This is a genomic window from Rhodanobacter sp. B05, from assembly GCF_002001085.1.
In the GTDB taxonomy this organism is placed as follows: Bacteria; Pseudomonadota; Gammaproteobacteria; order Xanthomonadales; family Rhodanobacteraceae; genus Rhodanobacter.
The window spans coordinates 150,269-176,888 of the sequence record NZ_MUNU01000013.1; the positions used below are offsets into that span (position 1 = coordinate 150,269).

25 protein-coding genes and 1 pseudogene are annotated in these 26,620 nt (G+C 67.2%); 15 read left to right on the forward strand and 11 right to left on the reverse strand.

Going from position 1 to position 26,620, the window contains the following annotated elements:
• Positions 1–36: 36 nt before the first annotated feature.
• The 3 genes and pseudogenes from grxD to B0E47_RS07010 form a co-directional block, all read right to left on the reverse strand.
• Positions 37–636 (reverse strand): annotated as a pseudogene (grxD, locus tag B0E47_RS07000) (Grx4 family monothiol glutaredoxin); the annotation flags it as partial.
• A gap of 63 nt (positions 637–699) precedes the next feature.
• The gene (locus B0E47_RS07005) at positions 700–1,323 is read right to left on the reverse strand and encodes an SGNH/GDSL hydrolase family protein (RefSeq protein WP_077513300.1); all 624 of its coding nucleotides are present in this window, start codon (positions 1,321–1,323) and stop codon (positions 700–702) included.
• An 18-nt stretch (positions 1,324–1,341) separates the two neighbouring features.
• Positions 1,342–2,586 (reverse strand): aminotransferase class I/II-fold pyridoxal phosphate-dependent enzyme, encoded by a 1,245-nt coding sequence (locus B0E47_RS07010; protein WP_077513301.1) that lies wholly within the window; start codon positions 2,584–2,586, stop codon positions 1,342–1,344.
• 164 nt (positions 2,587–2,750) lie between these two features.
• Between B0E47_RS07010 and rsgA the strand changes: the two genes are divergently transcribed.
• From rsgA to B0E47_RS07040, 6 genes are all read left to right on the forward strand, one after another.
• Positions 2,751–3,806, forward strand: a complete 1,056-nt coding sequence (gene rsgA, locus B0E47_RS07015) for a ribosome small subunit-dependent GTPase A (protein ID WP_077513302.1) — start codon at positions 2,751–2,753, stop codon at positions 3,804–3,806.
• Positions 3,807–3,873: 67 nt separating this feature from the next.
• Positions 3,874–4,353: a hypothetical protein gene (locus B0E47_RS07020; protein ID WP_077513303.1), complete on the forward strand. Its 480-nt coding sequence runs from the start codon at positions 3,874–3,876 to the stop codon at positions 4,351–4,353.
• Positions 4,350–5,639, forward strand: a complete 1,290-nt coding sequence (locus tag B0E47_RS07025) for a flavohemoglobin expression-modulating QEGLA motif protein (protein ID WP_077513304.1) — start codon at positions 4,350–4,352, stop codon at positions 5,637–5,639. The genes B0E47_RS07020 and B0E47_RS07025 overlap by 4 nt, the downstream gene beginning before the upstream one ends.
• Positions 5,640–5,739: 100 nt before the next feature.
• Positions 5,740–8,031: an NADP-dependent malic enzyme gene (locus tag B0E47_RS07030; RefSeq protein ID WP_077513305.1), complete on the forward strand. Its 2,292-nt coding sequence runs from the start codon at positions 5,740–5,742 to the stop codon at positions 8,029–8,031.
• Positions 8,032–8,170: 139 nt separating this feature from the next.
• Complete coding sequence (gene aceE / locus B0E47_RS07035; protein WP_077513306.1) at positions 8,171–10,891, forward strand: pyruvate dehydrogenase (acetyl-transferring), homodimeric type; 2,721 nt, start codon at positions 8,171–8,173, stop codon at positions 10,889–10,891.
• Between the two features lie 328 nt (positions 10,892–11,219).
• Positions 11,220–11,603: an OmpA family protein gene (locus tag B0E47_RS07040; RefSeq protein WP_168171027.1), complete on the forward strand. Its 384-nt coding sequence runs from the start codon at positions 11,220–11,222 to the stop codon at positions 11,601–11,603.
• Positions 11,604–11,618: 15 nt separating this feature from the next.
• Here the strand turns inward: B0E47_RS07040 and B0E47_RS07045 are convergent, their stop codons facing one another.
• Together B0E47_RS07045 and B0E47_RS07050 are read right to left on the reverse strand one after the other, a co-directional pair.
• Positions 11,619–13,229: an MFS transporter gene (locus tag B0E47_RS07045; RefSeq protein ID WP_077513308.1), complete on the reverse strand. Its 1,611-nt coding sequence runs from the start codon at positions 13,227–13,229 to the stop codon at positions 11,619–11,621.
• Between the two features lie 120 nt (positions 13,230–13,349).
• Positions 13,350–13,976, reverse strand: a complete 627-nt coding sequence (locus B0E47_RS07050; protein WP_217318907.1) for a helix-turn-helix domain-containing protein — start codon at positions 13,974–13,976, stop codon at positions 13,350–13,352.
• Between B0E47_RS07050 and B0E47_RS17220 the strand changes: the two genes are divergently transcribed.
• From B0E47_RS17220 to B0E47_RS07065, 3 genes are read left to right on the forward strand one after another with little or no spacing between them, the layout of a single operon-like run.
• Positions 13,950–14,633 carry an NIPSNAP family protein gene (locus tag B0E47_RS17220; protein ID WP_254422846.1) on the forward strand — a complete coding sequence of 228 codons (684 nt, stop codon included), beginning with the start codon at positions 13,950–13,952 and terminating at the stop codon, positions 14,631–14,633. The two genes, B0E47_RS07050 and B0E47_RS17220, sit on opposite strands and share 27 nt — an antisense overlap.
• A gap of 16 nt (positions 14,634–14,649) precedes the next feature.
• Positions 14,650–15,402 (forward strand): aspartate/glutamate racemase family protein, encoded by a 753-nt coding sequence (locus B0E47_RS07060; RefSeq protein ID WP_168171028.1) that lies wholly within the window; start codon positions 14,650–14,652, stop codon positions 15,400–15,402.
• Entirely contained in the window at positions 15,399–16,451 is a 1,053-nt protein-coding gene (locus tag B0E47_RS07065) for a PHB depolymerase family esterase (RefSeq protein WP_077513311.1), read from the forward strand. The genes B0E47_RS07060 and B0E47_RS07065 overlap by 4 nt, the downstream gene beginning before the upstream one ends.
• A 56-nt stretch (positions 16,452–16,507) precedes the next feature.
• Here B0E47_RS07065 and B0E47_RS07070 read toward each other — a convergent pair whose 3' ends face one another.
• The 5 genes from B0E47_RS07070 to B0E47_RS07090 all read right to left on the reverse strand — a co-directional run bounded on the left by B0E47_RS07070 (position 16,508) and on the right by B0E47_RS07090 (position 21,889).
• Positions 16,508–16,843 (reverse strand): hypothetical protein, encoded by a 336-nt coding sequence (locus B0E47_RS07070; protein WP_077513312.1) that lies wholly within the window; start codon positions 16,841–16,843, stop codon positions 16,508–16,510.
• An 88-nt stretch (positions 16,844–16,931) separates the two neighbouring features.
• Positions 16,932–17,603: a glutathione S-transferase gene (locus tag B0E47_RS07075; protein ID WP_077513313.1), complete on the reverse strand. Its 672-nt coding sequence runs from the start codon at positions 17,601–17,603 to the stop codon at positions 16,932–16,934.
• A gap of 135 nt (positions 17,604–17,738) precedes the next feature.
• Entirely contained in the window at positions 17,739–19,571 is a 1,833-nt protein-coding gene (locus tag B0E47_RS07080; protein ID WP_254422847.1) for a discoidin domain-containing protein, read from the reverse strand.
• Positions 19,572–19,686: 115 nt separating this feature from the next.
• The gene (locus tag B0E47_RS07085; protein WP_077513315.1) at positions 19,687–20,604 is read right to left on the reverse strand and encodes an arginine deiminase-related protein; all 918 of its coding nucleotides are present in this window, start codon (positions 20,602–20,604) and stop codon (positions 19,687–19,689) included.
• Positions 20,605–20,623: 19 nt separating this feature from the next.
• Positions 20,624–21,889: an MFS transporter gene (locus tag B0E47_RS07090; RefSeq protein WP_077513316.1), complete on the reverse strand. Its 1,266-nt coding sequence runs from the start codon at positions 21,887–21,889 to the stop codon at positions 20,624–20,626.
• A 130-nt stretch (positions 21,890–22,019) separates the two neighbouring features.
• Between B0E47_RS07090 and B0E47_RS07095 the strand changes: the two genes are divergently transcribed.
• The 3 genes from B0E47_RS07095 (at position 22,020) to B0E47_RS07105 (ending at position 23,695) form a co-directional block, all read left to right on the forward strand.
• Positions 22,020–22,322 (forward strand): DUF3247 family protein, encoded by a 303-nt coding sequence (locus B0E47_RS07095; RefSeq protein ID WP_077513317.1) that lies wholly within the window; start codon positions 22,020–22,022, stop codon positions 22,320–22,322.
• Positions 22,323–22,396: 74 nt separating this feature from the next.
• A complete protein-coding gene (locus B0E47_RS07100; RefSeq protein WP_077513390.1) occupies positions 22,397–23,146 on the forward strand; it encodes a hypothetical protein in 750 nt (249 codons plus the stop codon).
• Positions 23,147–23,239: 93 nt separating this feature from the next.
• Positions 23,240–23,695: a DUF6491 family protein gene (locus B0E47_RS07105; RefSeq protein WP_077513318.1), complete on the forward strand. Its 456-nt coding sequence runs from the start codon at positions 23,240–23,242 to the stop codon at positions 23,693–23,695.
• Between the two features lie 18 nt (positions 23,696–23,713).
• Here the strand turns inward: B0E47_RS07105 and B0E47_RS07110 are convergent, their stop codons facing one another.
• Positions 23,714–24,130, reverse strand: coding sequence for a universal stress protein (locus B0E47_RS07110; RefSeq protein WP_077513319.1), 417 nt, complete (start codon positions 24,128–24,130; stop codon positions 23,714–23,716).
• Between the two features lie 322 nt (positions 24,131–24,452).
• On the opposite strand from B0E47_RS07110, the gene B0E47_RS07115 reads away from it, so the two are divergent.
• The 3 genes from B0E47_RS07115 to B0E47_RS07125 all read left to right on the forward strand — a co-directional run bounded on the left by B0E47_RS07115 (position 24,453) and on the right by B0E47_RS07125 (position 26,587).
• The gene (locus B0E47_RS07115; RefSeq protein WP_077513320.1) at positions 24,453–24,911 is read left to right on the forward strand and encodes a hypothetical protein; all 459 of its coding nucleotides are present in this window, start codon (positions 24,453–24,455) and stop codon (positions 24,909–24,911) included.
• Positions 24,912–25,072: 161 nt separating this feature from the next.
• Complete coding sequence (locus tag B0E47_RS07120) at positions 25,073–25,627, forward strand: hypothetical protein (RefSeq protein WP_077513321.1); 555 nt, start codon at positions 25,073–25,075, stop codon at positions 25,625–25,627.
• A gap of 66 nt (positions 25,628–25,693) precedes the next feature.
• Entirely contained in the window at positions 25,694–26,587 is an 894-nt protein-coding gene (locus B0E47_RS07125) for an energy transducer TonB (RefSeq protein ID WP_254422848.1), read from the forward strand.
• Positions 26,588–26,620 lie beyond the last annotated feature (33 nt).

Consider the following 26,620-nt stretch of genomic DNA (forward strand, 5'->3'; position numbering starts at 1 on the left):
ATGGCGTTGTCAGGTGGGCGATTCGTTTCACTTCGTGCCGGGAAACGTCAGGCTGAGGCCCTCGCCCTGCACGGTGGAGACCCAATCGATCACGATGCCGCGGGCACGCTGCGCGCTGGCCGGGTCGAAATGCACATCGAGGCCGTTGGCGTGCGCCACGATGTCGTGGGCGCCGGCTGGCGCGAGCTGGAAGCCGGCGCTGTGGTCGGGGCCGATCTCCAGGTGCAAGGCCACGCCTTGTGCGTTCGAGGTGCCTTGGCGGATCGCCTCGGCGGCGGCGTCGGTGATGGTGATTTCCGGCGGCGTGCGATCCGGTGCGGCCACGCCGAACAGCGTGTGCAGTTCGCCGCTGCCATACATCTGGCTGATGATGTCGGCGCCGCCGACCAGTTCGCCGCCCACGTACAGTTGGGGAATGGTTGGCCACTCGCCGTACAGCTTGATGCCCTCGCGGATCTCGGGATCTTCCAGCACGTTGACCGTGTGGTAGTCGGGCAGCAGCTCGTTCAGGGTGTTGGTGGCCGAGGCGGAGAAGCCGCACATCGGCTGCTGCCGGTCGCCCTTCATGAACAGCACCACGCGGTGGTCCTTGAGCAGGGTTTCGATACGTTCGCGGGTAGTGCTGTCGAGCGACATGGGGCGGCTCCGGAAAAGAGGACAATGATACGCCGCCCTAGATGACGGCGCCTTCGGTCGGGTTCAAGGCGCCGGGCCCAGGGCCTTGCGCACGATCGGAAGGATTGCCTCTACCCACAGTGCGTACTGTGCTGCCGACGGGTGCAGGCCATCGTCGGTCAGCAGCTCCGGATGGCGACGCGAGATCGGCGTGATGTCGACGAAATGCGCGCTGGCGCGGCGCGCCTGCTCGTTCGCGATCGCGTTGAAGGCATCCAGGGCCGCCGCGATGGCGGCCGGATCGCGTCCCTGGTCGCGCGCAAAGCGGGTGACGCCCCAGTCGGGGATCGACACCACCACCACCCGTTGCGGGCGATCGCCGGCCAGTGCGATGGCACGCGCCAGCAGGCTGGCGAATTCACCGCGGTAGTCCTCGGCACTGCGGCCGCGATACTGGTTGTTGACGCCGATCTGCAGGGTGACCAGGTCGTACGGCGGTGCCAGTACGGAATCGTCCATGCCATGCGCCAGCTCGTCCGTGGTCCAGCCGGTGACGGCCACGATGCGCGGATCCTCGATGGCCACGCCGGCCCGGCGCAGTCGCTCGACCAGCACGGCCGGCCAGCGCGCCTCGGCGGGCACGGCTTCGCCGATGGTGTAGGAATCGCCGAGGGTGAGATAGTGCAGCGGCGGTGGTGCGATTGTCATCGGCGCAGTCGATGCCGTTCAGGCCACGGCAATCGCGGCATCCGCCTGCTCCTGCGCCATGCTCGCCAGCACCCGCTCGATCCGCACGAAGACTTCGCGCAATTGCGCCGGCGGCGGCAGCAGGGTCAGGCGGAAATGGCGGCTTCGCGGCACGTTGAAGCTGCTGCCCGGCACCACCAGCACCGATTCCTGCTCCAGCAGGCGCAGCGCGAACGACTCGTCGTCGAAGCGGGGGATCTGTTCGGCACATACCTGCGGGAAGGCATACAGCGCGCCCGCGGGCGCCACCAGGTCGAGATGGCGGCTGGCGGCGACACCACGCAGCACGGTCTCGCGCGCCTCGTGCAGGCGTCCGCCGGCAGCGGTCAATGCACCGATGGTCGGCGCGTCCTGCAGCGCCGGCAATACCGCCCACTGCGCGGTCACATTGGGACACAGGCGCAGCGCGGCGAGCAGCTGCAGCGCATCGCGATAGATGGAAGAACGGGCCGGCTCGCCGGACAGGCTCATCCAGCCCACCCGGTAGCCACAGGCGCGATGCACCTTGCTCAGGCCGCCGAAGCTGAGGCATGGCAACTCGCCGGCGAGCTCGGCCAGCGGCTGGAAGGTGGCGCCGTCGTACAGGATCTCGTCGTAGATTTCGTCGGCAAGCAGCAGCAGCCGGTGCCGTGCGGCAATGTCCACCAGGCGTTGCAGCAGGGCGCGTGGATAGACCGCGCCGGTGGGGTTGTTCGGGTTGATCAGGACCAGCGCGCGGGTGCGCGAGGTGATCAGCGCCTCGACCTCGTCGGGATCGGGCAGATGAGCATGGCTGGCGAGGCAGCGGTAATAACGCGGCTGGCCGCCGTTGAGGATGGTGGCCGCGCTCCACAGCGGGTAGTCGGGACTGGGCAGCAATACCTCGTCGCCGGGCTGGAGCAGGGCGCGCAGCGCCAGGTCGATCAGCTCGCTGACGCCGTTGCCGATGAATATCCGTTCGGCTTCGACGTGGCGTGCGCCACGGGCGCGCTGCTGCGCGGCGATGGCCTCGCGCGCCGTTTCCAGGCCTTGCTCGTGACCATACGCCTCGCTGTCGTGCAGATGGCTGGCGATCGCCTCGCGCAGGTGTGCCGGCGCTTCGAAGCCGTAACGGCCGGGATTGCCGATATTCAGCTTGATGATGTCGTGGCCGGCAGCCTCCAGCTCGCGCGCGCGCCGGGTCAGCGCACCGCGGATTTCGTAACGGACGTCGGCAAGGTGCGCACTCGGGATGATCGGGGCCAACGCCGGTTCCTCTTGAAGTGGGGCGCCGGCAGCAGCGCCGGCCGGGTCGATGCTAGCAGCGTGATGCAGTGCAGCGCGAGGCCTTTGGCAGGCGAATCGCGGTTCATCGTCGGGCCATGCCCGGGCAGGGCATAATCCACCGACCATGCCAACCAAGCCCCGACATGAGTGACGTCGAAACGATTGAGCGGCTGCGGCATATCGGCTGGCGTGGCGACGCACTGCCCGGTGACGGGCTGCGCCTCGCCAGGGTGGTCGCGCAGCATCGCGCCGGCTATGAACTGCATGACGGCCGGAACATCTTCGGTGCTCAGCCGGACGGTCATTTTCTCAAGCGTGGCATGGATCCGGCCGCGCGCCCTGTGGTCGGGGATTTCGTGGAAGTGGCCGACGGCACGCCGCCGCATATCCTCAGCGTGGCGCCGCGGCGCAGCGTGCTGTCGCGCGCCGCGGCCGGCGAGCGCTACGAGCGCCAGCTGATCGCCACCAATATCGATTACGTGCTGGTGCTGACCGGACTGGATGGCGACTTCAACCCGGCGCGGATCGAGCGCTACCTGTCGCTGACCGAGGATTCCGGCGCGCAGCCGGTGGTGCTGCTGAGCAAACTCGACACGCGCGAGGATGCCGCCGGGAAGATCGCCGCGCTGCGCGAGCGGCTGCCCGACGGCACGCCGGTCCACGCGCTCAATTGCAAGGATCCTTCCAGCGCGCAATTGCTTGCACCCTACCTGCAGGCGGGCGACAGCGCGGTGCTGGTGGGTTCGTCCGGCGCCGGCAAATCCACCCTGACCAACACCTTGCTGGGCACCGCCACCATGGCCACCGCCGCGGTGCGCAGCCATGACAGCCGCGGTCGCCACACCACCACCCATCGTGCCCTGCTGCAGCTGCCCAGCGGCGGCTGCCTGATCGATACCCCGGGCATGCGCGAACTGAAGCTCACTGGCGAGGAAAACCTCGACCTTTTCGCCGACATCGCGACGCTGGCCGAGCAGTGCCGTTTCGCCGATTGCGGCCACGGCAGCGAGCCTGGCTGCGCGGTGCAGGTGGCGCTGGACACCGGCGAGTTGAGCGCCGCCCGCTGGCGCAGCTATCTCAAGCTGCACGACGAGCGAGAGGAGCAGGCCGCCACGCTGGAAGCGCGCCTGCGCCGCCAGCGCGGCGGGCGCCCGATCGAGCCGCCGCGCGGGCATCGCGGGCATCGCGAGAAGGGCTGACCGGCGCGCGCCGGCGCGGCGGAACCTCTACTATCGTCGTCATCGTCCTGTCGTCGTGGGGGAGCGCATGCAACGGCTGTCGTCTACATCCACCGGGTTCTACAAGCGGGTGTTTCCAGCCTTGTGGTTCGGATTCCTTGCGTTGTTCTTCGCCTTGGCGCTGTGGGGTCGATGGCGTGCCGGAATCTCCCATGGCGGGCCGCCGGATGTGATGTTGCTGGTGACTCCCTTGCTGATGGCGGCGTTCGGCGTGGTGCTGTTCCGCCGGCTGCTGTTCGACCTGGTGGACGAGGTATGGCAGGACGGCGACTGGCTGGTGCTGGTCGACCGCGGCCAGAAGCGTAGGGTCGCGTTGACCGACGTGGTGAACGTCAATACCGGCAACACCAATCCGCGCCGGATCACCGTGATGCTGCGCACCGGAAATCCGTCCAGTTTCAGCTTCATGCCGGCCAGCCCGCGCAGATTTCTCGGTGCCTTCAGGCCGGATCCGATCGCCACCGAGCTGATCAGGCAGGTGGATGCCCGGCGGCAGGTGGCGCGATGAAGGCGCCCGATCCCGCCACGGCGCCGGCATTGCGGCGATACGCCGAGCTCGACCAGCGCCTGCTGGCGGCGGTGCGCGGCATCCACATCCTGCCGACGGTGGCGTGGCCGGCATCGCTGGAAAGCCGCATGATCGAGGCTTACAGCCAGGGACACTTCAGCCTGCCGGAGGTGCTCTACCGGGTGCCTGACCTGGGCGAGGCGCGCGCCGAGCTGGCGGCGATCGAAGCGGCTGCCGGTGGCGGCGATGCACAGGATATCGATCCGCTTGGCGATTACCTGCGACGCAGTGCCGAGTCGTGGCGCATCGCGGCGCAGATGCTCGAGGCGGTGGGCACGGTCGGCGTCACCGCGCCGTCGATTGCCTTGTACGGCAAACCGGGTGACCTGATTCCCGGCAGCCAGCGCAGCAATCTCGATGCGGCGCGCTATTTCGTCGAGCTGTCCGACGAACTCGGCGCCGATCTGCTGGCCGACGACAGCAGCGACTGCCTCAGCGCGGAGACCCTGCGCGACGAACTGGCCGCGACCCTCGATGCGTTCTTCGGTGCCGGCACGATCAACGTGGAGATCGACCCGGAGCTCACCGCCAAGGCCGCGGCCGGCGCCACCAGGATTCGCCTGCGTGGCGGTGCCAGCTTCAACGAATACGATCATCACCAGTTGCTGGCGCATGAGGCATTCGTGCACTCGCTGACCGCGTTGAACGGCAGGCAGCAGCCTTTGCTGGCCTCGTTGGGGCGCACCTCGCCGCGGGTCACCGCGACCCAGGAAGGGCTGGCGGTGTTCGCCGAACTGATGTCCGGCGCGATCGACATCGGCCGTCTCAAGCGCATCAGCCTGCGCATCCTGGCGATCGACATGGCGCTGAACGGCGCCGATTTCGTCGAGGTGTACAAGTTCTTCAGCAGCTGCGGGCAAACCGCCGCCGACAGCTTCCACTCGGCCCAGCGGGTGTTTCGCGGCGTGCCGCCGGGCGGCGGCGCGGCGTTCGCGAAGGACAATGTCTACCTTTCCGGCCTGCTCACCGTGCACACGTTCTTTCGCTGGGCACTGAAGCAGCGTCGGCTGGACCTGCTGCGGCATTTGTTCGCAGGCAAGCTGGCCCTGCACGACGTGATCAGCCTGCAGCCGCATTTCGCCTCCGGCGCGATCCTGCCGCCCCGCTGGCTGCCGCCATGGATGCAGCACGTGCATGGACTGGCCGGCAAGCTGGCGTTCTCGCTGTTCATCAACGGCATCCACATGAACCGGGTGCAGGAAGACCAGTTGCTGACGACGCGCTGACCGGGTCTCCGGCGGCCGGCCCGGCCGGCCCCGGTGCTAAGATCGGCCATGTTCAACTGCTCCGGCAGATGACGTTCCCTCCCCCGAAGAAATCGCTTCCATGGCCCTCCCCGAAGAACTTCGTCTCGCCGCGCTGGAGTATCACCGCCATCCGCGGCCGGGCAAGATCAAGATCACCCCGACCACGGCGCTGCTGACCCAGCGCGACCTGTCGCTGGCGTATTCGCCAGGCGTGGCGGCGGCCTGCGATGCGATCGTCGAGGATCCGACCACCGCCGCGGAATACACCGTCCGCTCAAATCTGGTGGCGGTGATCACCAACGGCACCGCGGTGCTCGGCCTGGGCAACATCGGGCCGCTGGCGGCCAAGCCGGTGATGGAAGGCAAGGGCGTGCTGTTCCAGAAATTCGCCGGCATCGACGTGTTCGACATCGAGATCGACGAGAACGACCCGGACAAGCTGGTCGACATCATCGCCAGCCTGGAACCGACCTTCGGCGGGATCAACCTGGAGGACATCAAGGCGCCGGAATGCTTCATCGTCGAGCGCAAGCTGCGCGAGCGGATGAAGATCCCGGTGTTCCACGACGACCAGCACGGCACCGCGATCATCGTGGGTGCCGCGGTGCTGAACGCGCTGGAAGTCGTGGGCAAGCAGTTCGGCGAGGTGAAAATCGCCACGACCGGTGCCGGCGCGGCCGGCATCGCCTGCCTCGACATGCTGGTGGCGCTGGGCGTGAAGCCGGAAAACATCCTCGCCTACGATCGCGAAGGCGTGATCCACAGTGGCCGGCCGAATCTCGATCCGGACAAGGCGCGCTATGCGCGCGACACGCCCAAGCGCAGCCTGGCGGAGATCGTGGAAGGCGCGGATGTGTTCCTCGGCCTTTCCGCCGGCGGCATCCTGAAGCCGGAGATGGTCGCCACGATGGCCGCGCGGCCGGTGATTCTGGCGCTGGCCAATCCGAACCCGGAAATCACCCCGGAGGACGCCAAGGCGGTGCGCCCGGATTGCATCATCGCCACCGGTCGCTCGGACTATCCCAACCAGGTCAACAACGCGCTGTGCTTCCCGTACATCTTCCGTGGCGCGCTCGATGTCGGCGCCACCGGCATCAACGAGGCGATGAAGACCGCCTGCGTGCGCGCGATCGCCGCGCTGGCGCGCATGGAAGCGTCCGATCTGGGCAGTGCCTACGGCGGCGAGATTCCGTGTTTCGGCGCGGAGTACCTGATCCCGCGTCCGTTCGACCCGCGCCTGCTGGTGATGCTGGCGCCCGCGGTTGCGCAGGCCGCGATGGACTCCGGCGTGGCCACCCGCCCGATCGCCGACATGGGGGCGTACCGCGAGAAGCTGGGCCAGTTCATCTACCGCACCGGCCTGATCATGAAGCCGGTGTACGAACGTGCCCGTGCCGACTGCAAGCGTGTCGTGTATGCCGAAGGCGAGGAAGAGATCGTGCTGCAGGCGGTGCAGACCGTGATCGACGAACGGCTGGCGCGACCGATCCTGATCGGTCGCCCGGACGTGATCCAGACTCGCATCGAGCGACTCGGCCTGCGCATGCGCGCCGGGGTCGATTTCGAGCTGACCAACATCAACGACGATCCACGCTTCAACGATTACTGGCAGCAGTACCACGCGCTGACCGAGCGACGTGGCGTGAGCCCCGCGGCGGCGAAGAACCTGCTGCGTTCGCGGCCGACCCTGATCGCCGCGCTGATGGTCGAGCGGGGCGAGGCGGATGCCATGATCTGCGGCCTGGTCGGGCGTTACCACAAGAAGCTCGGCTACCTGCGCAGCGTGTTCGGGCTCGATCCGGGGGTGTCGTGCACGTCGGCGATGTGCGGGGTGATCAACGACAAGGGCGCGTGGTTCTTCCTCGATACCCATGTGCAGTGCGACCCCAGCGCCGAGCAGATCGCCGAGGCGACGCTGCAGGCCAGCTACCGGCTGAAGCGCTTCGGCATCGAACCGAAGGTGGCCCTGCTGTCGCACTCCAACTACGGCAGCCATGACAATCCCAGTGCGGCGAAGATGCGCAAGGCCTGGCAGATCCTGAAGGCGCGCGCGCCGAAGCTGGAAATGGACGGCGAGATGCAGGCCGATACGGCCTGGGACGAAGCGCTCCGTCAGCGCATGTTCCCGCACACCACCCTGAGCGGCCGCGCCAACCTGTTCGTGATGCCGAATCTGGACGCGGCCAACATCGCCTACAACATCGTGCGGGTGATGACCGACGGCGTGGCGATCGGTCCGATCCTGATGGGCGTGGACAAGTCGGCGCATATCCTCACCCCGGCCTCGACCGCGCGACGCATCGTCAACATGACCGCGGTGGCCGCCGTCGACGCGCAGATCCGTGCGGCGCAGGGCGAACGTCGCGGCTGACCGGCGGCGGTCCGTGCGTTCGCGTATGGGCATGCGTTTGGCGCGGACTGCGGCAGGTCGCTAAACTCAACTGTTGCCGCGCCGGCTCCCCGACGGCGCGAATCCCTTGCAGGCACGCTTACGGTGCCGTGGAGACCTCATGGATCAGCTCGAAGATATCCTCAACCAGGACATCGACCCCACCGAAACCCGCGAGTGGATGGATTCGCTCGATGCGGTGATCCAGCACGACGGCACCGAGCGCGCGCACTTCCTGCTGGAACGGATGGTGGACACCACGCGACGTTCCGGCGGCTACCTGCCGTTCGACCCGACCACCGCCTACGTCAACACGATCCCGCCCGCGCAGGAGGCGAAGTCCCCCGGCGACGCCGCGATGGAGTGGCGCATCCGCTGCCTGATCCGCTGGAACGCGATGGCGATGGTGGTGCGGGCGAACCGCAAGCCGGGCGAACTGGGCGGCCACATCGCCAGCTTCGCCTCCAGCGCCACGCTGTACGACGTCGGCTTCAACCATTTCTGGCGCGCACCGAGCGCCGATCATCCCGGCGATCTGATCCTGCACCAGGGCCATTCCAGCCCCGGCATCTATGCACGCTCGTTCCTGGAAGGCCGCCTGGCCGAGGATCAGCTCGACCTGTTCCGCATGGAAGTGGTCGGCAAGGGCCGCGCGCTGTCCTCGTATCCGCACCCGTGGCTGATGCCGGATTACTGGCAGGTGCCGACGGTGTCGATGGGCCTGGGTCCGATCCAGGCGATCTATCAGGCGCAGTTCTTCAAGTACCTGGAAAACCGCGGGCTGGTGCCCAAGAGCGACCGCAAGATCTGGTGCTTCATGGGCGACGGCGAATGCGACGAGCCGGAGTCCTTGGGCGCGATCTCGCTGGCCGGCCGCGAAGGCCTGGACAACCTGATCTTCGTGATCAACTGCAACCTGCAGCGACTGGACGGTCCGGTGCGCGGCAACGGCAAGATCATCCAGGAACTGGAAGGCGTGTTCCGCGGTGGCGGCTGGAACGCGATCAAGCTGGCCTGGGGCAGTTACTGGGATCCGCTTCTGGCGCGCGACACCAAGGGCGTGCTGCGCAAGCTGATGATGGAAACCCTGGACGGTGAATACCAGGCCTGCAAGGCCTTCGGTGGCGCGTACACGCGTGAGCACTTCTTCGGCAAGTATCCGGAGACGCGCGAGATGGTCGCCAACCTCAGCGACGACGACATCTGGCGCCTGAACCGCGGCGGTCACGATCCGCACAAGGTCTACGCGGCCTATCACGCGGCGTCGAACACCAAGGGCATGCCCACGGTGATCCTGGCCAAGACGGTGAAGGGTTACGGCATGGGCGCGGCCGGCGAATCGCAGAATCCAACCCATCAGCAGAAGAAGCTGGATGAGGAATCGGTGCGGCATTTCCGCGACCGCTTCCAGATCCCGATCAGCGACGACAAGCTCAAGGATGTGCCGTATTACCACCCGGGCAAGGACTCGCCGGAAGTGCAGTACATGCTGGAGCGGCGCAAGGCGCTGGGCGGCTTCCTGCCGCAGCGCCGGCGCAAGGCCGAAGCCAAGCTGAAGGCGCCGGAGCTTTCGGCGTTCGAGCAGATCACCAAGGGCACCGGCGAGCGCGAAATCTCCACCACCATGGCGCTGGTGCGCGGCATCAACCTGCTGCTGCGCGACAAGCAGCTGGGCGAGCGGATCGTGCCGATCGTGGCCGACGAGGCGCGCACCTTCGGCATGGAGGGCATGTTCCGCCAGATCGGCATCTATGCGCCGTTCGGGCAGAAGTACAAGCCACAGGATTCCGATCAGCTGCTGTACTACCGTGAGGACCAGAAGGGCCAGGTGCTGCAGCAGGGCATCAGCGAGGCCGGCGGCATGGCCTCGTGGATGGCCGCGGCGACCAGCTACTCGATCAGCAACCAGGCGATGCTGCCGTTCTTCATCTACTACTCGATGTTCGGCTTCCAGCGCGTCGGCGACCTGTGCTGGGCAGCGGGCGACATGCGCGCGCGCGGCTTCCTGGTCGGCGGCACGTCGGGCCGCACCACGCTGAACGGCGAAGGTCTGCAGCACGAGGACGGCCACTCGCACCTGATGGCCGGTGCGATCCCGAACGTGAAGGCGTACGACCCGACCTTCTCCTACGAAGTGGCGGTGATCCTGCAGGACGGCGTGCGCAGCATGCTGCAGGAGCAGGAAGACCACTACTACTACATCACCGTGATGAACGAGAACTACAGCCATCCGGACCTGCCCAAGGGCAGCGAGGACGGCATCATCAAGGGCATGTACCTGTTGCGGGATTCGGGAGTGGGGATTCGGGATTCGAGTAAAGGCAAGAGCAAGGCTGCAACGCCGTGCGTGCAGCTGCTCGGTTCGGGCACCATCCTGCGCGAAGTGATCGCGGCGGCCGAGTTGCTGGAGAAGGATTTCGGCGTGAAGTCCGACATCTGGTCCTGCCCCAGCTTCGTCGAGCTGCGTCGCGACGGCTTCGATGCCGAGCGCTGGAACCGTCTGCATCCGGAAGCGGAGCAGCGCGTGCCGTACGTCACCGGCCTGCTCGACGGGCGTTCCGGCCCGGCGATCGCCGCCACCGATTACGTGCGCGAGTACGCCGACCAGATCCGTGCCTTCATGCCCGACGGCATGCATTACACCGTGCTGGGCACCGACGGTTTCGGTCGTTCGGACACGCGTGCGCACCTGCGCGATTTCTTCGAGGTCGACCGCTACTGGATCGCGCACGCGGCGCTGGCCGCGCTGGCGAAGGACGGCAAGGTCAACGCCAAGGACGTCAGCCGCGCGATCAAGGAATACAAGCTCGACCAGGACAAGCCGAATCCGCTGACGGTGTGAGTTTTCTGAAGACCCGCTGACCGGCGGGTTTTCCTTGCCCGGCAACGCGGTTTTTTGCCTGAACCTTGTCCGTCCATTCACGGGCTCGTGACTACGCTGCCTGCGGTTGGAGGCCATTCCGGATGCAGGGAATGCCGGCAGGATCACGAGCCCGAGGGTACAGGCCATGCAAAAGATCATGCGCCACTGCATGCTGGCAACTGCCGGCACGACAGCCTTGTTGCTGGCGGCTTGCTGCGGTCCCAGAGGTTGGGTCATGCAGCCTTCCGCTCCCGCACGACCCTGGCAGGCTGCACCGGCTCCGCCGCCAGCGCCGGAAACCAGCCGCATGACCCTCTCGGCCGACGCGGTGTTTGCTTTCGGCAAGTCCGACATCGCCAGCGTCAGCGACAAAGGGCGCACCCAGCTCGACCGCCTGGTGCGGCGGCTGCATCGGATCCGGGATGTTCGTGCCGTGCACCTGGTTGGCTATACCGACCGCATCGGCGGCGATGCCTACAACGATGCCCTGTCACGCCGGCGTGCCGACGCGGTGCGTGAATACCTCGTCGCGCACGGCGTGCCGGCCGAGATGATCACCACCGAAGGCCGTGGCGCCGCCGACCCGCAGGTGACGTGCCCGGATCTGTCGGGCAGCCGGCTGCACGCTTGCCTGGCGCCGAATCGCCGGGTGGTGGTCAGCATCGTGGCGATGAGGCAGACCGAGCACTAGGTCCCGGTCACGGACCTATTCGGACAACGCTTCCTGGATCGCCTCCAGTCCGTGACCGCGGGTCTCGATGCCACTGCGCGCGAGCAGCCAGCCGGCTGCTGCCATCGGCAGTGCGATCAGCAGTGCCGACAGCATGAAATGTTCGAACATGCCGAACACGCCGAGCAGCGCGCCGAGGATGCCGCCGAATTTCGAGCCACCGGCGATCAGTCCCGCGCCGGTGCTGCGCAGGTGTACCGGATAGATCTCCGCTGCATACGGGATCAGCGTGGCGATCACCCCGCTGATGCTCAGCAGCAGGACCACCGTGCCGGCCGTGGTGAGCGCCGCGGAACGCAGGTTGGCCAGATCGATCACGAAGAAGAACAACAGGTCGAGCGCGGTCAGCCCGATGAACAGCACCAGGGTGCGGATGCTGCTCCAGCGCTGGTAGAACCACACCACCACGCCGATGCCGGGCAGGGCGAGGATCGCCGAGCGCGCCAGCAGCGCGGCGCTGGCCTGGGGGTCGATGCCGAGCTTGACCAGGTTCGCCGGCAGCCACAGCAGGAAGCCGAAGTTGGCCAGGCCCCACGCCACCGCGCAGACCATCAGGCCCCAGGTGATCGCGGCATGTCGGCCCCGCAGCAACTGGCGCATGCCGATGCGTTCGGACGCATCATTCTCCGCGCGAATCACGTCGCTGGCGTGGTGGCTCTGCGCAAGCACCGGCGCGGCGCTGCCCGAGAAGCGCTGCAGCACCGCACGCGCCTGATCCTCCAGCCCGGCCAGTGCGAGGAAGCGCGGCGACTCGGGGATGTAGCGGTTGAGGAAGACGATCAGCGCGCCGGTGGGCAGGTTGAGCAGCCACAGCGAACGCCAGCTGTAGGTCGGCTCGAACAGCGTCGCCGCGCCCGAGGCGAGCAGGTAGCCGGCCGAGGTGCCGATGCCGCCCAGCGCCACCAGCAGCCAGCCGCGATGCCGGGTCGGGATGGTCTCGGCCATCAAGGTGAAGGCAATCGGCAGCATGCCGCCGGCGGCCGCGCCCATCATGAAGCACATCACCAGGTTCCAGCCGAACGCCGGCATCGCGCCGCAGATCGCGGTGCCCATGAACATCAGCGCCGACAGCAGGATGCTGGCGCGGCGGCCGAACAGGTCGCCGAGCCGACCCCACACGATCGAGCCCACCGCGGTGCCGGTCAGCGCCGACAGCGCCAGCCACCCGGCGGTCGAACCGCTGATGCCGTATTCGGCCGACAGGCCCGGCATCACGAAACCGATCGTGGCCGGCTTCATCACGTCCACCGCCAGCGCGATCGTCAGCACGGCCACCAGCTTCCAGTGCTCGCGGTTGAGCGGCACGTGATCGGCGGCGTGGAACGGCAGCGGGTTGCGATCGGGGTGCAGGGTGCGCCGCATCTGCTCCATCCGCGGCATCAGGCCGTAGGCGGCCAGCAGCACGCCGGTCGGCACCAGCACCATGCCAACCAGCATAAGATGGTCCATCGGCATCCCGGCGAGGCGATAGTGCATCGGCGCCGCCATCGCCAGCATCGGCAGATGCGCCAGCACGCCGGCCACGATCAGTGCGGTACCCAGCCAGAACGCGACCGGGTGGTGGAAGGAGATGTTTCTGGATGGCATGCGCGAGTCTGTCGGGGGAGGCGGAACGATTCGGGTCCGGGCGGATTCAATGACGATCCGAACCACCGAATCAGTCTGCGTGGAAGCGCTGCCCACCCGTGAACGTGATGGATCGGTGCATCATCCCTCAATCCCGAAGCGCGTGCGCAGGTCGCGCCGACCGCTCGGGGTCAGGCGCAAGGCGCGGCTGTCCATGTCCCTCACGACCCATCGACGCTTCAGCGCGGCGTCCAGCAGCATCGCGCCCACGGCGCCGCCAAGATGCGGTCGCCGTTCGCTCCAGTCCAGGCAGGCGCAGGCAAAGCGACGTCGCGACGACCGGGCATGCGCGATGTCCATGCCGAGTTTGGCGAACGCAACGGTACCCGCGTCGGTGAGGTCATACATGCCGTCGCCCCGGGGACCGGCGGTCAGCAGGCACAGCGCGATGAAGCGGTCGTGCAGGGCGACGGCGAGGGCGCCCGCCATGTGGTCGTAGCAGGTGCGCGCGGCGCGCAGGCGGTTCGGGGTATTGGGTTCGAAGCGGGCACGCGGACTCGCGGCGATGATCGACAGTGCCTCCAGCGCGGCAGCCACCTCGGGGCTGGTGAGGCGGTAGTAGCGATGCCTGCCCTGGGCTTGCACTTGCAGGAGATGCTTCTGCGCCAGCGTGGCCAGGTGCACGCTGGCGGTCGACGCGCCGACCTCGGCCACGATGGCGAGCTCGGTGGCGGTACGTGCGTGGCCGTCGAGCAGGCAATACAGCATTCGCGTCCGCGCTGGCTCGGCGATCGCCGCGGCCACCGCGGAAACGCTGATATCGGCATCGCTGCTGGCTACATTCATGGTTTGATCGTAAGCGAAGTATTCCGACGATTCAATCGCGACACTAAGCGCATGAATTCATCCGTTGCCCCGGAAGAAACCACGCCGGACGGGCCGGTCATCTCCCCGCCCGGTCTGCCAGGCCGTCGCGATTTCCTGGCCCGTGCCGGCTTTCTGGCCGCGTTTTTCGCCACGGGGATGCCGATTGGCGGCGAGCCTGCCGCGTCCAGCACCCTTCAACCGCAACCACCAGGGAGTGCCGCCGTGATGATCACCTGCATCATCCGCTACCAAATCGACCCGTTCCAGCGCGACGCCTTCAAGGAATACGCGGAGCACTGGGGCCGCATCATTCCCCGCTGCGGCGGACACCTGGTGGGCTACTTCCTGCCGTGGCAGGGCACCAACGACGTCGGCTGGGGCCTGATCGGGTTCGACAGTCTCGCCGCGTACGAGGCCTACCAGGAACGGCTGAGGAAGGATCCCGAAGCCCTGAAGAATTTCGCGATGGCACAGTCGAGGCGATTCATCCTGCGCGAAGAACGGAACTTCGTCGAAGTCGTGAACGGTACGTTCGACATCCCTGCCGCGGCCACGTGAGCCGCGCGGTGATGACGTGAGGAAAGTCGGCATCCTGGGCGGGGTGGGCTGGCGCGCCAGCGCGGAATACTACGCCGGCCTGTGTCGCCTGGGCGAGGCATGGCGATCGCAGGCGGACAAGGCCACCGTCTCGCCGGTGCAGGAAATATCCATAGAATCGCTGGATCAGGCCACGGCAATCGCCTGCCTCGGCGTCGACGGCGACGAGGCGTCATGGTCGCGTTTCGATGCCTACCACCGCGACGCGTTGCAGCGACTGCAGGCAGCGGGCGCCGAGTTCGCGATCATGGCCAGTGTCACGCCGCACCATCGGCATGCACAGATCGCACGCGGCGTGGGCATCCCGGTCATCGACCTGTTCGAGGCCGTGGCGCGGCAGTGCGCGCGGATCGGCGCGCGGCAGCTGATGATCCTGGGAACATCGCACACGATGGCGTCGCCGGTATTCCGCGCGGTGCTCGCCCGGCATGGCGTCGAGGGCACGGCTCCGCGCGAGGCTGCTGCGCGCGCGTTGATCGGTGCATTGATCACACAGCTGCAGCACGGAAACATCGACGGTGTGGCGGCGCGCGTGGGCGGCATCGCGAAAGCCTCGTTCGCGTCATCGACCGACGCCGATTGCGCGGCATGCCTGGCCTGCACCGAGCTGCCGCTCGCCTTTCCAGGAAGCGCAGCGCAGGAACTGTACGAAACGGCCGGGGTCAGCTACCTCAACGCCGCCGCGATCCACGTCACCGCCGCGTTCGACTGGGCGGTTTCGGCAGCATGATCGCGCGTGGCCTGCTCCTGCTCGGCAGCTGGGTGCTGCCAGGGTTGGCGATCGCCAGCGGCGCCGGGTCGCCGACGAGTGGTTTGCAACGCGAGGTGGTGTTCACCGAATACTCGCCGCTCGCTCGCAGCGACGAGCTGTTGCAACGCCTGCTCAGTCCGTTGAATGCGCTGCGAGTCCGCCGCGAACTGGCGCAGTCGAAGCAGGGCTTGCGCGAGCAGCCGATCGACCTTGCGCAGGAAAGGTTTGCCGTCTACGTGCCCGGTGCGCCTGCGCCCGCGCGAGGCTATGCGCTGCTGGTCTTCGTGCCGCCATGGCCGCAAGCCATGCTGCCGCCAAGCTGGATACCGACGCTGGAACGCCACCACGTGATCTTCGTCAGTGCGTCGCGTTCCGGCAACGACGCCGACGTGATGGATCGCAGAATCCCGCTGGCACTGCTGGCCGAGCAGAACATCGTGCGACGTTATCGGGTCGATCCGCAGCGCATCTACGTTGGCGGTTTTTCCGGCGGGTCGCGCGTGGCCTTGCGCGTCGCGCTCGACTTTCCCGACGTGTTCCGCGGCGCCCTGCTGAATGCCGGCAGCGATACGATCGGCAATGCGCAGATTCCGCTGCCGGGCCAGGAGCTGTTTCATCGCTTCCAGGAATCGACGCGGCTCGTTTACCTGACCGGCCGGCGCGACGACGCGCATCTGCGGCAGGATGTGCGCAGCCAACAGTCGATGCGGGAATGGTGCGTGTTCGATCTGGCCGATGAAGACATGAGCATGCCGTGGACGGGCCACCAACTGGCCGGGCCGGCCGCGCTCGAACGAGCGCTTGCGGCGTTGGGGAAACCCGTTCGGCCCGATGCCGCCGCGATTGCCGCTTGCCGTCGTCGCCTTGATGGGAAGCTGGCCGCGCTAGAGCAGCGCATCGACGACCTGCTGGCCGCTCGCCGCTTCGACGCCGCACGAACCGAGTTGACCCGGATCGATGCGCGCTTCGGCGGCCTGGCGGCGCCGCAAAGCGTCAAGTGGCAGCAGGTACTGAATGCGCAGCGTTGACCGGCCCAGCATTGACCGATCCAGCGTTGATCGGTCCGTGGCGGGCAGGCGCCGGCTCAATCCTCGTCGCGGCTGCGGAAGGCCTGGCGCAGCAGCAGGAATGCGCCGATCGTGCCGGCGACGATCGCAACGGTTGCTGCCGGATGACGATTCACCTGGCGACGCAGGCGGCGATACTGGTAGTTCGCTTCGTCGGCGAAATCTTCGGCGGCATGCGACAACTGTCGACGATAGTCGTTGCCGTGGCTGCCGAAGCGCTCGCGGATACGCCTGCGCCCGCGTTCAATCAGGTCCTGCGCACTGCTGCTGGCGCCATTCGCGTAGTCGCGTACGCGCTCTCCGGCACGTCCGGCGGTGTCATGGATCTGTTGTTCGATTTCACGGTTGCGCATGGCGGGACTCCTCGACATATGGACGCACAGGCTGCCAGCGTCGCCGTGACCGAGGCGTAAACAGGCGGCCATCCGGGCCACGTCCCGTTCAGCCGCCGAGCCGATACTCGCCGCCGCGCTCCAGCGCGCGCCGATAGGCTGGCCGGGCGTGGATGCGTTGCAGGAAGGCATCCAGGCGTGGGTAGTTGCTGCCGAGTCCGCCACGTGCGGCGAAGGCCTCGAGCGGAAAGCTGAGCTGGATGTCGGCGGCGCTGAGCGAATCGCCGACGAACCAGTCGTGCTCACCCAGTTCGGCGTCGAGATAGTCCAGGTGCAGCTTCAATTGGGGATCGGTGAACGTGCGGTCGACCTTGTCCGCGATGCCGCGGGCGATCGGCTTCACGAAGAACGGTGCCGGTGCCGTCCTGACCCGGTTCAGCACCAGCTTCAGCAGCAGCGGTGGCATCGCCGAGCCCTCGGCGTAGTGCAGCCAGTAGCTGCAGCGCAGGCGTTCGGGTGTGCCGGCCGGCGGCAGCAGCCTGCCCTCGCCGTAGCGGCCGGCGAGGTATTCGATGATCGCGCCGGACTCGGCCACGGTCAGCTCGCCGTCGGTGATCACCGGCGACTTGCCCAGCGGATGCGCGAGCCTGAGTTCCGGCGGTGCCAGCATGGTCTTCGGATCGCGCTGGTAACGCTTGATCTCGTACGGCACGCCGAGTTCTTCCAGCAGCCACAGGATGCGCTGCGAGCGCGAATGGTTGAGGTGATGGAGGGTGATCATGTGCGGCTACCGGAAGACATGGTTGTCGTATGCGGCGAGCCTGGCCCGCGACGAAAAGAGACCAGCATGGTGGATGGATCGAGGACAGGCAACGAAGCCATGAATGCGCGTTCGCGCAGCAGGGTCGGAGATGGGCTACGGATCAAGCGTGGCCGTGCGCGACAGCACCGACACACCGCGTTCGTCGAAAGCCTCCACCGCCACCACGTAACGCACGCCCTTGTTCAACGAGCTCAGCTTCAGTCGGGTCGGCTGGTCGGCGAAACGCTGGTAGCACTCATGCAGGCGATCGGCGGACAGGCCCCAGCGCACGTTGTAACCCACCGCGCCGGGCACCGCTTTCCACACGATCTCGGCATCGCGCGCGTCGGGCAGGCGGCGTGCGCTCACCAGCACCGGCGCCGGCGGCGGTGGCCCGTCGGCGTTGCCGAAGACGCGCAGGTCGGCGATCGCGAGGTTCTTCGCGCCGACATGCACGTGCACGTAGCGGAGGTAGCGCAGACGCGTCGGTTGTTCGAGTTCGACATAGGCGTTGGCGTGGTCGCTGGTGTCGTGCGAACGATCGGCCACGCGGATCCAGTGTTTGCCATCGAGGGAACCTTCGAGCACGAACCGGGTGACGATGTCGGGCGCGTCGCCATAACGCCCCGATTCGAAATCGGCGTAGTTGATCTGCACCGCGCGCACCGTGCGCGGGCCGCCGAGGTCGAGCGTGAGGGTCTGCCCGGGCGTGTTCGCGGTCGCCAGCCAGAACGTGCGCGGGTTTTCGTCGGTGGCATCGGCGGCAGGGTGCCCGGCGGTGCTGGACGAGGCCTGTGCGGTCTTGCGATACGACAACAGCATCCAGCCGGTGAACGTGCTTTCGCCTTCGCGCAGGCGATGATCGGGCATGCGCTGCGGGAAGTCGCCGAAACGGGTGTCGACCCACATCTGGCCGTCCGCATGGAAACCCGCGGGGAACAGGTCGATGCGCCGCTCGAATTTCCAGTTCAGGCCGATCCACGCGGTGCCGGTGTTCCAGTAGTTGCCGTACGCATCCTGGAAAGTGGAGCCGTGGCCGGCGCCGACGACGAAGCCGCCGGGCTTGTAACCGACCGGGTTATAGGGTGCGTAGTGGAACGGCCCCAGCGGATGGTCGCCCACGTAGACGCCGGTGGCGTAGACGTTGTACTCGGTGCCGGGCGCGCCGTATTGCAGGTAGTAGCGGTTGCCGTGGCGATTCATCCAGGCGCCTTCGACATACGGCGCAATCGTGGGGTCGTCGTGATCCTGGCCGAAGCGTTCCCATCCGTGCATGGCGGGATCCGCCTTCAGCAGTGCGACGGGTTTCGTGATGAAGGCCACCCGCTTGCCCTCGCCCTGGTCGGCATGGTCGGACGCCAGGTCGATCTGCGCGCCGTACAGCGGAAAGACATTGGACGAATCCCAGTACAGATAGACCTTGCCGTCGCGATCCTGGAACAGGCCCGGGTCCCACGGCCCGGGCGGCAGGTCACCCGGCTTCATCGCGCTCTCGTGGCCGGACCATACCGCGCCGGGCACCGGCGGCAGCAGGCGCGTCCAGAACTGCCAGCGGCCTTGCGCCGGATCGGTCGAGTAAAGCAGCGGGCGCGGCTCCATCGCCGCCTGCATCAGGAACAGCTTGTCGTCGGCGACCAGGGTGGCCGGCGCCACCGGTCCGTCGAAGGGCCAGCGATCCGGCTTGACGAATTGCCAGTGCACGAGATCGGTCGAGCGCCAGTAGCCGTCGGCGAGGGTCAGAAACAGATACCAGGCATCGTGATAACGCACCACCGCCGGATCCGCGCCGGTGCGGTACGAGATGCCCTGGTTCATCTGCTCGTAGTTGTAGCGATAGTCCAGGTCGACCGGGTTGGCCCAGGTGCGGCCGCTGATCGATGTGCTGGCGGCCACCGCGCCGGCACCGAGCAGGCCGGCCACCAGCAAGATGGAGCGGATCGTGCGCAAGCGCGGGCGGTGCCGGATCAAGCGTTGGGCAGTCGATGGCATCGGCCGAGAATGCACCGACGCTTGTGCGCCTGCAACCGCGGCAGCGTCGGCTTTCGTGCGGTGTGGTGCCGCTTCAATAGATCTCGCCGACGCAGCAGCGCAGACTGCCGCCGGCCTTCTCGATCTCGCCCAGTTCCACCGCGCCGATCGCAAAGCCGTAGTCGGCCAGCGCCGTGCGCTGTTCGTCGGTCAGCGAAGCGGCGGCGCAGGCGCTCATCCACACGCGGTCGTTGGACAGGGTGATCGCGTTGCCGGCGAACGCCTGCTTCTGCGCCGGCGTCAGCCAGATCGTGCGTTCGCCGTAAGCCTGCGCGATCGCCCTGGCCGCGGCCGGATCGCGGAAACCGTCGGCGGCGATGATCGCGGCGCGGCCGGCCAGCAGGGTCAGCACCACGTTGGTGTGGTATTCGGCTTCGGCCAGCTCGAAGCAATAGGTCAGGCGCAGGTTGAACGCCTGGTGCATCGCGCGTGCGCCGGCCATGTCGCAGCGCTCGCTGAGGCCGCAATAGCCGACGCCGCGCGCGCGGTCGATGATCAGCGAACCGGTCAGCTCGGCGACCAGGTCGGTGCAGCCGGACAGGTCGATCTCGTCGTAGCCCAGCACCTCGCCGAAGAAATTCCGGATATCGACGCGAGCGGCCTCGCGCTGGCGCACCGCATGCCGCATGCGGCCCACGATCAGCCGGCCCGGCGCGGTGCCGAACACGTTGTTGGGGAATACCGCGTCCGGCGTGGCCGGATCGCCGGGGAAGGTGATCACCGGCACGTCCGCGCGCAAGGCCTGCGCCAGTGCACTGTGCTGGGCCAGTGCCTGCAGCGGATCGACTACGTGGCGCATGTCCATGTAGCGGTTGTCCTGCGCCGATTCCGCCGCCAGGCTGAATTCGGCCGGCGCGACCAGGAAAGCCACGCGCGCCGTGGCCGCGGCGCCGGGCAACGGCGCCAGGGCGGTGAACGCGTCGAGGAAATCGATGGCGGAAGTGGTGATCACGGTGCGCTCCTCGGGAGATTCACAGCGTATCCGCAGCCGGCGTGGCCTGGAGATTTTCTACGACGTGCAATTGCTGGCGCCGGCGCAGGCTCGGGAACATCGCCATCCACAGGCCCACCACGAGCAGCGTGCCGATGCCGCCGAGCACGGTGGCGTTCACTGCGCCCAGCCACGCGGCCAGCATGCCGGACTCGAACTCGCCGAGCTGGTTGGAGGTGTTGATGAAGATCGCGTTGACCGCGCTGACCCGGCCGCGCATGTCGTCGGGCGTATCCAGCTGCACCAGTGCGCCGCGGATCACCATGCTGACCATGTCGAAGGCGCCCAGCGCGAACAACGCCAGCAGCGACAGCCACAACGCGGTGGACACGGCGAACACCAGCGTCGCCACGCCGAAGCCGGCCACCGAGGCGAACATGATCGGCCCCACGCGCCGCTGCATGTCGTTCCGCGCCAGCCACAGCGACATCAGCAGCGCACCCGCCGCCGGTGCCGCACGCAGCAGGCCCAGGCCCCACGGGCCGGTGTGCAAGATGTCCCTGGCGAAGATCGGCAGCAGCGCGGTGGCACCGCCGAGCAGCACGGCGAACAGGTCCAGCGAAATCACACCCAGCACGTCGGGCCGTCGCCGGATGAAGTGCACGCCGGCGAACAGCGTCTTCAGCGTGGCCGGTTCGCGCCGCGGCGGCGCCTGTTCGTAGCGCAGGCGCACCAGCATGGTCACCGAAACCAGGTACAGCGCCGCGGCGACCAGGTAGACCACGCCCGGGCCGGCCACGTAGAGGAAACCGCCCAGCGCGGGCCCCATGATCATCGCCGCCTGGCCGGCCGACGCATTCACCGCCATCGCCCGTGGCAGGATCCGTGCAGGTACCAGCGCCGGCAGCATGGATTGCAGCGCGGGAAACTCGAACGCCTTGGCCACGCCGATCACGAAGATGAGCGCGAGGATGCCGAGTTCGTGGATGTCGTGCGCCAGGCTCAGGCCGGCCAGTGCCGCGATCGCCAGCCATTCCACAATCTGGCCGATCAGCACGATGCGGCGGCGCTCGAACTGATCGGCCACGTGTCCGGCCGGCAGCGCCAGCAGCAACGAGGGCACGAACTGCACCAGGCCGATCAGACCCAGGTCGAAGGCGCGACCGGTGATCGCGTAGATCTGCCAGCCCACCGCCACCGACAACATCTGGAAGCCGAAGCTGGAGCAGATCCGTGCCAGCCAGAACGCGACGAAGGCGCGGTGTTGGAGCAGCGAGTCCGCGGCAAGTGTCGTGGGTGATGGCATGGGTGGTCCCTGGGAGCAGCCATTATCCGGGGTGGCACGACGCGGGTTCAACCGGAAAGCCCGCATTTGACGCGCCCTTGCCGCTTCAACGCGTAGATTCCGCCCCGTTCCGGTCCACTGGAGGTGCTTCATGGGCAGAGCGGCAGCATGTGTGTTCACCGACGCGGACGGCATCCGCAAACTCGAGTCGCTGGTGCATCAATTGCCGGCCAACAGCCATGTCGTGGTGCTGCTGCGGGATGGCAGCAGTTGCGATGGCGTCGTCAGCGTGCGGCCAAGCGTGCAGGTGTTCCGCGACCACGATGATCGCGAAGGCATCAATGCCATCGTAAAGCTGGAACGACCGGATGTCCCGGGCTGGAGCCAGCGGATCTGGCTCGACCAGGTGGTGCGGGTCGAGCACCTCGATTCGGGCATGGCCAGCGAGAGCTGAGCACGCCACGGGCAGTTGCGCGCACATGCCGCAGGTTTCAAGCTGGCGGCCTGCAATCGACAGGAATGGCGCGGATGAACAACACACTTCGTCTCGGTCTGCTGGGTGCGGCTTGCACCGGCCTGCTGGTGGTGGCCTGTTCGCAGCAGTCCGGCGCGCCCGCCCCCACGGCCGGGCAGCAAAAGGCGCAGGCGGACACGGCGGCCGCCGCGGGCAATCTCGCCACCTATCGGCAGCTGTTGAAGCTGCACAACGACGAGATGGTGGTGACGATGGGCAAGGACATCGTCAGTCGCTTCCCCGGCAGCGATGCGGCGAAGGAGGTCGAACAGACCCTGCCGGCGATCGAAAAGCGCTACGCGGCAAATCGCGAGAAAAATCGCCTGGCTGGCCTGTGGACGTATCAGGTGGCGCCGATGGCCGGCGGCACGCAGTCGACCGCCAGCATCTACAGCACGCGGGCCGGTGACAGCGACCCGGTGCGGCTGGTGTTGCGCCGGCACACGAGCTGGGGCCAGAGCGCGTTCCTGTATGGCAGCAAGCCCGGCTTCCTCTGTCGCGGCAACTGCACCATCACCGGCAAGGCCGATGGCAAGCCGGTGCGGATCAAGGCGTTCACGCCGCAAGGCGGGGAACCGGCGCTGATGATCCGCGACGACAAGGCATTCATTGCACTGCTCGAGAAAACCGGGAAGCTGGAGCTGGACGTGACTCTGCTCGATGGCAAGCAGGACGAGACCCTGGTCTACGAGGTGGGCGGCTTCGATCCGGCCAAGTGGACGCCCCTGGACAAGGGTCGCAAGGGCAAGGCCGGCAGGAACTGAAGTCGGCAAGGTAGGTCCCGGGCAATGCGCCGGCTGGTGCACCGCGCGGGTTCCGATGCGTTGTCCATCATGCATCCTCACGGAGGTTTTGCCATGTCCAAGACGGGTTTGTCGATCGCTGCCGTGCTGGCCGTCGCGCTCGCCGCATGCTCCAGCGTGCCGTACGCGCAGCGCCAGCAGCAGCGGCAGGCGGCCTATGCCGCCGCGGCCGGTGCGCCGGTAAAAAGTTTCCACTTCTTCAACATGTGGTCGTGGGAGCCCCTGAGCGACAGCGAACTGGTGGTGTACACCCAGCCGAGCCGGGCCTGGCTGCTCGACCTGGACGGACCTTGCCAGAATCTGGAGTTCACCCGGGCGATCGGCCTCACCTCCAGTGTCGGCGAGGTGTCGACCCGGTTCGACAGGGTGCTGACCGGCCGCGGCTACATCCCTTGCACGATCATGCAGATCCGCCCGATCGACGTGAAGCGGTTGCGGATCGAGCAGGAGGCGCAGCGCAAGATCAATGCGCAGCCCCGGGAGCCTGCGGCTCCAGCGTCCGGAAGCTGAGCTTCTCGACGCACGACCTCAGCGAACGACGGTGACCGGTACGTGGGCGCGCGCCAGCACGTTGGTCGATACCGAACCGAGCAGCCAGCGCGCCAGCGCGCCGCGTTCGGTGTGGCCGATCACGATGTGGTCGATGCCGTATTGCTCCACCTGGCTGAGCAGCACGTCGCCCGGGCTGCCGTGGGTCAGTTCGATATCCACCAGGCTGGCCGCGTCGGGCATGATCGTGGTCAGTTCCGCCAGCAGTTCCTGCGCGCGCTGGGTGCCGGAGTCCGCCATCATCAGCGCGCATGCATCGGCGCCACCTTCGGTGACCTGCAGCACCGACACCACGCGCACGCGGCCACCGCCGCAGCGGGCCAGTTCGATCGCAAACTGGAAAGCGCGGCGCGAAGCCTCGGAACCGTCGTACCCCACCAGTGAATACCTGACCATAAGTTCGTTGCCCTGCAAGTCGATAGCCGGATTCCATCAAGTCGCGGCCGAAGTTCGGTGATATGACAACCCTACGGCGCGGGACCGCGACCAGGCAAGGTCTGTTCGCGACAGTCTGCACGGCGGCCTGTTATGAGGGCATCAAGGCGGCTCGCCGAAGACGTCCAGCCTGGACGGGCAGCCTGAACGCCGGTTTAGCCTCGTGCACGCTGTTGTCACGCATGTGTGCACACGATGCCACTGCCAATGCGCGGCACGTCGATCTTTCGCCGGTGTCGCGCAAACGACAGACCCCATTCCCACGTAAATCAAGGAGAACGCGATGATCAAGCGTACTGTTGCAATGGCTGCCCTGGTACTTGCCTGTGCAGGCGCGGCGACCATGCTGCCGGTGAACAGCGCCTACGCCACCGACGCCGGCGTGAAATGCGATCTTGTCTACAACCTGTCGGGCTGGTCGCTGATCTACAAGCACGCCGAGGGCACGGGCAGGATCACCTGCGACAACGGCCAGCATGCGAACGTAAAGATCGCCGTGGTCGGCGGTGGCCTCACTGCCGGCAAGTACCGCATCAACAATGGCAAGGGCGAGATCAGCAACGTGCACGGCATCAGCGAGGTCTTCGGCGATTACGCGCAGGCCGGTGCCGAGGCGGGCGTGGTGAAGAGTTCGCAGGCGCAGGTGCTGACCAAGGGCACGGTGTCACTGGCGCTGGCCGGTACCGGCGAAGGCGTCAACCTGGGTGTCTCGGCCGGCAAGTTCACCATCAGCCGGCGCTGATACCGCGCAAGCTCCTCGAACAGCAAGGGCGCCTCCGGGCGCCCTTGCTGTTTGGCGCGGCGGTACACTGCGGCGACTGCACCGGATTCGATCACGGGAGATTTCGCCATGCGCCGCCTCGCCTGCCTGCTCATCCTGATCCTGCTGAAGGAGGCGTCCTGATGCCCGTGGCAGTGCGCGCCGAGCCGCTGGCACGCGGCGGACCCGGGTTTGCCGTCTGGCGCGTGGCGGTGTGGCTGCTGCTGTTGCTCGCCGCGTTCGGTTGCGTGCAATACCTCAGCCATGCGCAACTGCTGTGGACGCAGCGACAGGTGTTTGCGCCCGGTGCAGTGGCAAGCGCGGCGTTGCGTGGAATGCTCGCCTGGGACATCGCCTATCTGCTGGCCGCATTCCTGCTGATCGTGTTGTGCGCCGGCTGCATCCTGCGCCAGGCCTGGGCGCGCCCCGCGCTGCGCGTGGCCGCCGCTTTGCTGGCGTTGTGGATGCTGGCGAGCGGCGGCGCCATGCTGGCGCAGTGGTCAGCGTTTGCGCGCGCGAGCACCGAGGCGCTCGACCAATTGCACGGCGACGCCACCCTGCAGCAGGCACTGCTGCACGCGCGCTACAGCTACCTGACCGCACTGGTCCTGAAAGCGGTCGCCGTGCCGGTGCTGCTGTGGTTGAGCTGGCGATTGGGCGTGCCGGCGGTGCGCGCACAGTTCCGCCACCGTCGCTGATCCGGCGCTTGTGCGACGTCGGAACAGGCGCCTAGACTCGCGCGTCGGTCATGCGATGCGCTCGACATGGCGTTCAATCGTGGAGGGGAAAACATGAAACGCTGGCTTCTCGGTGTGTTCTGTCTGTTGTTGTCGGGCGCGGCGCTGGCGGCCGGAGCCGACGCCGTACGCAAGCGGGTGCAGGCGAGCATGCTGGTCAGTGGCGCGGTCACGGTGGCGCCGGACGGCAGCCTGAAGAGCTATGTCGTCGATCATCCCGAGCAGCTGCCCGCGCCCGTGGTCGCCCTGATTGCGCGGGATGCACCGAGGTGGCGATTCGCACCGGTCGTTCGCGACGGTGAAGCGGTGCTGGCGAAGGCGGCCATGAGCCTGCGCATCGTGGCCATGCCGGCGGGTGACGGCAAATACACCCTCGGCATTGCTGGCAGTCATTTCGGGCAGCCGGCATCCAACGACGATCCCACCGGCAGGACCATCGGTGCCAAACAGCGACAGGCGCCCGCCTACCCAAGGGATGCCGCCCGCGCGCACGTTTCAGGCACGGTCTACGTGGTGATGCGGGTGAACCGCACCGGCGTCGTGGATGAGGAAGCTGCCGAACAAGTCAATCTGGACGAGGTGGGCAGTGACGTCGAGATGCGACATTGGCGAACCGTGCTTGCCGATGCGGCATTGAACGCGGCGCGGCACTGGACGTTCGCGCCACCGACCGCCGGCCCCGAGGCGGCCCGATCCGCCTGGCAGGTCAGGGTGCCGATCACGTTCAGACTGAGCGAATGGGGCCATCCGGAGCCGGCTGAGAAGTATGGCGATTGGCATGCGTACGTGCCGGGCCCGCGCAATACTCCCCCCTGGATGCACGAACGGAGTTCGAGCGGCAGCGCCGACGCGCTCGCCGCTGGCGGTATGGTCGAGGTGGGCAAGGGGTTGCAGTTGATCACTCCGCTCAACGGGGCGTGAAGCAGGCGCCTGACATTCAGCCCCGGTTGCCGG

Bases quoted from the DNA above. Each gene is read 5' to 3' on its own strand.
- B0E47_RS07110 (WP_077513319.1), bottom strand. From the start codon at position 24,130: ATGGTCAGGTATTCACTGGTGGGGTACGACGGTTCCGAGGCTTCGCGC.
- aceE (WP_077513306.1), top strand. From the start codon at position 8,171: ATGGATCAGCTCGAAGATATCCTCAACCAGGACATCGACCCCACCGAA.
- B0E47_RS07120 (WP_077513321.1), top strand. From the start codon at position 25,073: ATGCCCGTGGCAGTGCGCGCCGAGCCGCTGGCACGCGGCGGACCCGGG.
- B0E47_RS07075 (WP_077513313.1), bottom strand. From the start codon at position 17,603: ATGATCACCCTCCATCACCTCAACCATTCGCGCTCGCAGCGCATCCTG.
- B0E47_RS07040 (WP_168171027.1), top strand. From the start codon at position 11,220: ATGACCCTCTCGGCCGACGCGGTGTTTGCTTTCGGCAAGTCCGACATC.
- B0E47_RS07050 (WP_217318907.1), bottom strand. From the start codon at position 13,976: ATGCTGTATTGCCTGCTCGACGGCCACGCACGTACCGCCACCGAGCTC.
- B0E47_RS07045 (WP_077513308.1), bottom strand. From the start codon at position 13,229: ATGCCATCCAGAAACATCTCCTTCCACCACCCGGTCGCGTTCTGGCTG.
- B0E47_RS07105 (WP_077513318.1), top strand. From the start codon at position 23,240: ATGTCCAAGACGGGTTTGTCGATCGCTGCCGTGCTGGCCGTCGCGCTC.
- B0E47_RS07025 (WP_077513304.1), top strand. From the start codon at position 4,350: ATGAAGGCGCCCGATCCCGCCACGGCGCCGGCATTGCGGCGATACGCC.
- B0E47_RS07090 (WP_077513316.1), bottom strand. From the start codon at position 21,889: ATGCCATCACCCACGACACTTGCCGCGGACTCGCTGCTCCAACACCGC.
- B0E47_RS07005 (WP_077513300.1), bottom strand. From the start codon at position 1,323: ATGACAATCGCACCACCGCCGCTGCACTATCTCACCCTCGGCGATTCC.
- B0E47_RS07020 (WP_077513303.1), top strand. From the start codon at position 3,874: ATGCAACGGCTGTCGTCTACATCCACCGGGTTCTACAAGCGGGTGTTT.
- B0E47_RS07115 (WP_077513320.1), top strand. From the start codon at position 24,453: ATGATCAAGCGTACTGTTGCAATGGCTGCCCTGGTACTTGCCTGTGCA.
- B0E47_RS07125 (WP_254422848.1), top strand. From the start codon at position 25,694: ATGGCGTTCAATCGTGGAGGGGAAAACATGAAACGCTGGCTTCTCGGT.
- B0E47_RS07065 (WP_077513311.1), top strand. From the start codon at position 15,399: ATGATCGCGCGTGGCCTGCTCCTGCTCGGCAGCTGGGTGCTGCCAGGG.
- B0E47_RS07095 (WP_077513317.1), top strand. From the start codon at position 22,020: ATGGGCAGAGCGGCAGCATGTGTGTTCACCGACGCGGACGGCATCCGC.
- B0E47_RS07100 (WP_077513390.1), top strand. From the start codon at position 22,397: ATGAACAACACACTTCGTCTCGGTCTGCTGGGTGCGGCTTGCACCGGC.
- B0E47_RS07030 (WP_077513305.1), top strand. From the start codon at position 5,740: ATGGCCCTCCCCGAAGAACTTCGTCTCGCCGCGCTGGAGTATCACCGC.
- rsgA (WP_077513302.1), top strand. From the start codon at position 2,751: ATGAGTGACGTCGAAACGATTGAGCGGCTGCGGCATATCGGCTGGCGT.
- B0E47_RS07070 (WP_077513312.1), bottom strand. From the start codon at position 16,843: ATGCGCAACCGTGAAATCGAACAACAGATCCATGACACCGCCGGACGT.